Annotated in this window: 9 protein-coding genes; 6 read left to right on the top strand and 3 right to left on the bottom strand. The window is 73.5% G+C overall.

Features of this window, described 5'->3' with window-relative positions; translation table 11 throughout:
* Window positions 1-713 (top strand): aldehyde dehydrogenase (locus EAD98_RS04120; protein ID WP_233583709.1); only part of this gene is annotated, 713 nt, incomplete at its 5' end.
* Window positions 714-803: 90 nt separating this feature from the next.
* Here the strand turns inward: EAD98_RS04120 and EAD98_RS04115 are convergent.
* Window positions 804-1,205: a ChaB family protein gene (locus EAD98_RS04115; protein ID WP_121652734.1), complete on the bottom strand. Its 402-nt coding sequence runs from the start codon at window positions 1,203-1,205 to the stop codon at window positions 804-806.
* Window positions 1,206-1,383: 178 nt separating this feature from the next.
* On the opposite strand from EAD98_RS04115, the gene EAD98_RS04110 reads away from it, so the two are divergent.
* From EAD98_RS04110 to EAD98_RS04095, 4 genes are all read left to right on the top strand, one after another.
* Window positions 1,384-2,376, top strand: coding sequence for a YihY/virulence factor BrkB family protein (locus EAD98_RS04110; protein WP_121652733.1), 993 nt, complete (start codon window positions 1,384-1,386; stop codon window positions 2,374-2,376).
* Between the two features lie 101 nt (window positions 2,377-2,477).
* The gene (locus EAD98_RS04105) at window positions 2,478-2,894 is read left to right on the top strand and encodes a DUF2795 domain-containing protein (protein WP_121652732.1); all 417 of its coding nucleotides are present in this window, start codon (window positions 2,478-2,480) and stop codon (window positions 2,892-2,894) included.
* Between the two features lie 49 nt (window positions 2,895-2,943).
* A complete protein-coding gene (locus tag EAD98_RS04100) occupies window positions 2,944-3,405 on the top strand; it encodes an SRPBCC family protein (RefSeq protein WP_121652731.1) in 462 nt (153 codons plus the stop codon).
* Window positions 3,406-3,513: 108 nt separating this feature from the next.
* Window positions 3,514-3,771 (top strand): hypothetical protein, encoded by a 258-nt coding sequence (locus EAD98_RS04095; RefSeq protein WP_121652730.1) that lies wholly within the window; start codon window positions 3,514-3,516, stop codon window positions 3,769-3,771.
* Here EAD98_RS04095 and EAD98_RS04090 read toward each other — a convergent pair.
* Window positions 3,726-5,036, bottom strand: a complete 1,311-nt coding sequence (locus EAD98_RS04090) for a sugar MFS transporter (RefSeq protein WP_121652729.1) — start codon at window positions 5,034-5,036, stop codon at window positions 3,726-3,728. The genes EAD98_RS04095 and EAD98_RS04090 overlap by 46 nt on opposite strands.
* Window positions 5,037-5,194: 158 nt before the next feature.
* On the opposite strand from EAD98_RS04090, the gene EAD98_RS04085 reads away from it, so the two are divergent.
* Complete coding sequence (locus EAD98_RS04085) at window positions 5,195-5,404, top strand: hypothetical protein (protein WP_121652728.1); 210 nt, start codon at window positions 5,195-5,197, stop codon at window positions 5,402-5,404.
* On the opposite strand, the gene EAD98_RS04080 is transcribed toward EAD98_RS04085, so the two are convergent.
* Entirely contained in the window at window positions 5,401-5,850 is a 450-nt protein-coding gene (locus EAD98_RS04080; RefSeq protein ID WP_121652742.1) for a hypothetical protein, read from the bottom strand. The genes EAD98_RS04085 and EAD98_RS04080 overlap by 4 nt on opposite strands.
* Window positions 5,851-6,040: the final 190 nt, after the last annotated feature.

The following is a 6,040-nucleotide window of genomic DNA, read 5'->3' as shown; positions in this document are numbered from 1 at the left end:
AACCGGACGCGCTGATCGCCCAACGTCCGGCCGAGCCGAACGCCACCCGGGCGAAGGTCGCCGCGGACACCCAGGCGCTCTTCCTGGCACTGGCCCTGGTGACCCTGGTCATCGTCGCGGTGGAGCGGATCTACGTGCACCGGGAGGTGGCCGAGGACTTCGTGGCGGCGCTCGTGCAGCGGGCCGGCGCGCTGCGGGCCGGCCCGGGCCGCGACCCGGGCACCGAACTGGGCCCACTGGTCGACCGGAGGCACCGCGACCACGTGCACGGGCAGGTGACGGCGGCGGTGGCGGCCGGCGCGCGGGTGCGTACCGGCGGGGAGCTGCCGGACGGGCCGGGGGCGTTCTATCCGGCCACCGTGGTCGCCGACTGCCGGCACGACATGCCGCTGGTGCGGGAGGAGACGTTCGGGCCGGTCGCGCCGGTGGTGGTGGTCGACTCGTTCGACGAGGCCCTGCGCTGCGCGGCCGACTCCCCGTACGGGCTGGCCGCCACGGTGCTGACCGCGTCGATGAGCCACGCGCAGCGGGCCTGGCGGGAGCTACCGGTGGGCACCGTGAAAATCAACTCGGTGTTCGGTGGCGCGCCGGGCGGCGCCGCGCACCCGCGCCGGGCCAGCGGACAGGGCTTCGGGTACGGCCCGGAGCTGCTGGACGAGTTCACCGCCACCAAGGCCGTGCACATCGAGGCGCCGGGCGGCGGGCACTGGTGACGCGGGCACGGGCGGGCGCGGGGTCGCCGCGTCCGCCCGTACCGCGTCGTCGTGGCCTCCGGTGCGGGCCGCGCACCGGCGCCGCGACGGTCAGTCGCCGCGGGCCTTGCGGGTGGCCCGATCGTTGGCCTTCTCGATCGCCTTGACCAGCTCGGGCTTGGTCATGCTGGACCGGCCGGCCACGTCCAGCTCGCGGGCCACCGACATCAGGTGGTCCTTGCTGGCGTTGGCGTCCACCCCACCCGCGGTGGGAGCCCGCCGTTCCGGCCCGCCGCCGGCCGCCTGGCGATCGCTCGGGCCCTTGCGGCCCTTGGGCTCCCAGTGGTCGCCCACCTTCTCGAACTGGTGCTTCACCGCGGCGAAGGCGGTGCGGTGCGACCGCTCCCCCTCGCCGTAGGTCTCCACCGCCGAGTCGTGCGTCTTCTCCCAGGTGCGCTGCGCCTTGTCCGGGGAGCGTCGCAGCGTGCTGGGCAGGTCCTCGCGCCCGGGCATCTCGTCCTCCTCCGTGTCGACAGGATCACTGTGACCATTCCCCGGCGACGCGGCGGCAAACCATACGCGGCGGTCACCCGGCGGCGGGCGGGTTTGTCGATTTCCCGGCGCGGGTACCGGCCGAGCCAGGCCCGACCGGATGACCGGTCATCCGACGGCCGGGGCACAGGGAGCGGGCATGACGACCACGGAGCCCGGTACGACGCTCGGCGGCACGCTCGGCAAGCGGGTGCCCCGGCGGATACGGCAGCTGAGCTGGCGGACCTGGCGTGGGGTGGTGGTCCGCAGCGTGCAGAACTTCGTCACGGACAACTGCTCGGACTGGGCCGCCGCGCTGACCTACTACGGGGTTCTGGCACTCTTTCCGTCCGCCATCGTGGTGGTGGCCCTGGTCGGCCTGGTCTCCAACGGCGAGCAGACCGTGGACACGGTGGTCGACCTGGCCAGGCAACTGGGCGCCGGGGCGGTGGTGGCCGACAAGGGTTCCGAAACGGGTGTGGTCGGGGTGATCCGGTCCGTCGTGGTCGAGCAGGGCCACGCCAAGGTGCTGCTGAGTTTCGGTCTGCTCGGTGCGCTCTGGTCCGCGTCCGGCTTCATCGGCGCGTTCACCCGCGCCTCCAACGCCATCTACGGCGTGACCGAGGGCCGGCCGGTCTGGAAGCTGCGGCCGTTGCAGATCGGGCTCGCCGCGATCACGCTGGTGCTGCTCGCGGTGGTCGCCCTCGGGCTGATCGTCAGCGGTCCGGTCACCGACGCCGTCGGCGACCTGATCAACGCCGGCGGCCTGGCCCGCACGGTGTGGAGCGTGGCCAAGTGGCCGGTGCTCGCCCTGATCATGATGGTGCTGCTGTCGCTGCTGTTCTGGATCGCCCCGAACGTGCGGCAGCCCCGGTTCCGCTGGCTCACCCCGGGCGGCGCGGTGGCCCTGTTCGCCTGGGCGGTGGCCTCCTTCGGTTTCAGCCTCTACGTCGCCAACTTCGGCTCGTACGGCGCCACCTACGGCAGCCTGGGGGCGGCCATCGCGTTCCTGGTCTGGCTCTACCTGTCCAACTCGGCCCTGATGCTGGGCGTGCAGATCAACGCGGAGGTGCAGCGCGGCCGGCGGTTGCAGGCGGGCGACCCGGACCCGGAGGAGCCGGTGCTGCCGCCGCGGAAGCCGGCCGGGTCGTGAGCGCCGGTACCGGCTCCGGTGTCCGTTCCGGGGCCGGGCCGGGGGCCGGTTCGTGACCGGGTGCCGGTTTACCGGCCGGGGTGCCGGGTAGCGCAGAAGGCATGGAGCGTGGCAACAGCAAGCACGGACCGAGAATCGATGAGCAGATGAGCCAGGAGGTCAGCGGCCTCGTGCAGGGGCCGGGGACCGGCGGCTCTCGGGTCGACGAGTCTCGCGTGCCGGAGCCGGCCGGCGAGGACCAGCCCGAGGCGACCACCGCCCCGGCGGGTGACCTGCGCACCGGCGCCCCGAAGGGGATGAGCTCGGAGGACGTCGAGCAGCGCAGCCGGCTGGGCCGGTTCATCACGATGAGCGCCCTGCCGGGCGACCGGGAAACGTTGGTCGCCAACGCGCGCGACAACGACGCGCCGGACGACATCGTGGCGGCGCTGGAGCGGTTGCCCGACGGCACCCGCTACCAGACGGTCTCCGAGGTGTGGGCCGCGCTCGGCAACAAGAACGAGACAACCCGCTGGTGACCGGATCGTCCCCCGATCCGGGCGACCGGCGGCCGAAGGAGGTTTGCTGATGAGTGGCGTTACCGAACACGTCGACGTGTCCGTTCCGATTCGCACCGCGTACGACCAGTGGACGCAGTTCGAGGAGTTCCCCGAGTTCATGGAGGGCGTGCAGGAGGTCCGGCAGCTCTCCGACACGATGACCCACTGGACGGTGGACATCGCCGGGGTGAAGCGCGAGTTCGACGCGGAGATCACCGAGCAGTTGCCCGACGAGCGGGTCGCCTGGCGTTCCACCGGCGGCACCCAGCAGGCCGGCGTGGTGACGTTCCACCGGCTGGACGAGGACAAGACCCGCGTCACCCTCCAACTGGAGTTCGAGCCGCACGGGGTGGTCGAGCAGGCCGGTGACAAGCTCGGCATCGTCGACCGGCGGGCCAAGAATGACCTGGAGCGGTTCAAGACCTACATCGAGCGGCGCGGTCAGGAGACGGGCGCCTGGCGGGGCAAGGTGGACCGCCCACAGCCGTGATCCTCAGCAGCGATGTCCGATGGCCGCCGGAGTCCCCGGCGGCCATCGCCGTGTCTCGGGCCGACCATCACCCGTTTGCGATCATCGCGCCCGGGTACCGCTGAAGGCATGACCGACGACAGGGTGTGGCGCGACGAGGAACGGATCCCGCTGGAGGAACTGGAAAAGGCCGTGGCGGGCTCCAGCATCGACGGGCAGGCCGACGACGTGACCGGCAACGACGCCGGCGAGGAGGCCGCCTTCGGGCACGGGCCCGCGGCAGCGGACCGCGGCGGTCAGGCCCGCGGCTCCGGCCGGGAGCCGACCGACCCGGACCGCGCCTACCGGCCGTCCACCACCGGCAGGACCGGACCGGACAACGGCTGACCCGCCTCGCCGGCTGCACCGGCGGGAGCGGGTGCGGTGGGCTGATCCGGCCCGGCGACGGTGGACACCGGCCGCTGCGGGCCGGGCCGGCGGGCGCCCACCTCGTACAGCACGATCAGGCCCAGCGCGAGCACCACCAGGGCCGGCCCGAGCACCTGCACCGACATGGCGCCGATCAGCACGCCGAGGCCGGCCGGAACGAGCGCCGCGCCCACGCCGGCGGCGCCGATCTGGAGCCCGATGGCCCGGTCCGCGTGCGCCGGGCCGACCCGCTCGGCAGTGGTGAGGGTGAGCAGCGGGAACACCGGCGCGGCGGCGAAACCGACCACGACCAGACCGAGTACGGCCGGCACGGCCGACCCGGGTACGGCGATCAGCGCCGCGCCGACGGCCATGCCGGCCAGGCTGGCGCGCAGCACCAACCGGGCGCCCAGCCGCTCGGCCACCACGCCCTGCACCACCCGGCCGACGAAGAGGCTGCCCCAGTAGGCGGAGACGCAGCCGCCGGCCACCGCGGGGCTCAGCCCACGCCCGACGGTCAGCAGCAGGAACGCCCACAGCCCGGCGGACACCTCGATGGCCACGTACACCGCGAAGGCGAGCGCCCCCGACCAGACCACGGGCAGCCGCAGCGTGGCTCGGATCGGGAGCCGTGGGGCCGGCGGGGCGACCGCGGCGCCGGGCTCGGTGGGTGCCGGGACGCGCCGCCAGGCCCGTACGGTGAGCGCGAACGCGGCGGCGAGGGCGAGCTGGGCGGCGGCCACGATGCCGTACCCCCACCGCCAGGCCAGCCCCGCGCTCAGCGTCGCCGTCATGATCAGCGGGCCGATCGCCACACCCAGCCCGAAGAAGGCGTGCATCCAGTTCATGTGACGTGGGCCGAAGGCCCCGGCGGCGTACGCGTTGAGCCCGGAGTCGATCGCGCCGGAGCCCAGCCCGAGCAGCAGCGCGCAGCCCACCACCACGGCCAGCGCGGGGCTCACCGCGTACCCGGTCAGCGCCAGGCTGGCCAGCAGGGTGCTGCCGGCGAGCAGCGCGCCCACGCCGACCCGGGCGAGGGTGAACCCGGCCAGCACGCTGGAGATGAGGTAGCCGACGGTGCCCGCGGTGAGCAGCAGGCCGACCGCCTCGGTCGGTACGCCGAAGTCGCCGCTGATCGAGGGCCAGCCGACCCCGAGCAGGCCGTCGGGCAGGCCGAGACTCACGAAGGCGAGGTAGGCCAGCAGGAGCAGCGAGGCGCGGGGCGGCGCGGGCGTGGTGGACACGGGACATCATCCTGCCGCAGCCGCACCCTACCGCCAGCTCCGGGCGGTCGCTCGCGGCGGCAAGAAGTGCTGTCCGGACGGTTGAGAAAATGGACAGCTCATCCAGAATCGGCCGATCGGAGGACGGCAGAGCGACGGGTTCGCGTAAGACTTTCGGAATGCATCAAGGCTCCGGAATCCTCTCCACGCGTCAGCGCCAGCTCGCCTGGCTCGGCTTTCTGCTCGCCGCGCTGCAGGCTCCCGTCTCCGCCTGGCTCGTCTCCGACGAGTCCTGGCTGTTCAGCCTCTGCGTCGCGCTGATGGTGGCCACCGTGATCATCGCCGACGACGCGGCCCGGCGGCGGCCGGCGGACGCGGCCGGCGACTAGCCGCCGCTGCCCGGCCGGGCCTCATGTCCCGGCCGGCCCCGGCTGCGGCGTCGCTCCTTCATCTCCGCCTCGTAGAGGTGGCGCCGCCCGCCCACCAGTTCCTCGCGGGCCTGCCGGTCCAGCTCCCGGAACAGCGCGTGGTAGCCGTCGTCGAAGTCCTCGACGATCTGGAACGTCCACCGGCCGGCGATGACGTTGCGGCCCAGCAGCTCGGTGTCGATCCGGTCGGCGAGTCGCGGATGCCCGGCGGCGCGGAACTGCTCGACCGCGTCGTCGAGCATCAGGTCGGCGTGCCCGATCAGCTGGTGCAGCGAGTACAGGTGCCCGCGGGCCCGCTCGACGCACTCCAGTGCCTCGCCGAGCTTGCCGAGCGCGGCGACCGTCGCGTCGCTCACCCCCTCCGGCCGGCGGTGCTGCTCGTCCGGCCCGTCCGCCTGCTGTCCCATCCGCTCCTCCGCGCCCATCCGTTCCTCCGTGCTCTGTGCCGCCGTGCTCTGTGCCGCCGTGTGCCGTGGTTCTCCTGCTGCCCCGTCTGTGCCGGATCAACCCTCGCGGTCAGCCCGGGTCGGCCGGTGGCGCAGCCGACACCCGCCGAGCGGCCGAGGTCGACCCGTTCACCGGTCGGTTAGCCTCGGT

Source organism: Micromonospora sp. CV4, assembly GCF_003667455.1.
Classification (GTDB): Bacteria; Actinomycetota; Actinomycetes; order Mycobacteriales; family Micromonosporaceae; genus Micromonospora.
Note: the sequence above shows the minus strand (reverse complement) of the source record. Positions and strands in the feature narration are given on the sequence as shown.